Source organism: Blautia sp. MCC283, assembly GCF_018785565.1.
Classification (GTDB): Bacteria; Bacillota; Clostridia; order Lachnospirales; family Lachnospiraceae; genus Blautia_A.
On sequence record NZ_WQQB01000009.1, the window covers coordinates 1 to 202 of the forward strand.

Below are 202 nucleotides of genomic sequence, written 5' to 3' on the forward strand. Positions count from 1 at the left end.
ATTCATAAACAAGAAACTCTTGAAGAAGGAGAAATCGGTGTCTTCTTCCTTGATGGTGATGCTTATGTAAAGAAATATCATCAATCCGATTCCGGTATTCAGCTTATTTCTCTAAATAAAAAATATGCCCCTATCCAAGTCACTTCCGGATCCACCTTAAAAACTTTTGGAAAAGTAGTTGGCTAATTTTAAAAGGCTGATG

At 35.1% G+C, this 202-nt stretch carries 1 protein-coding gene; it reads left to right on the forward strand.

The annotated features are described in order from the left end of the window. A partial coding sequence (locus GPK81_RS03110; RefSeq protein ID WP_215706510.1) for a S24 family peptidase occupies positions 1-186 on the forward strand: 186 nt, incomplete at its 5' end. Positions 187-202 lie beyond the last annotated feature (16 nt).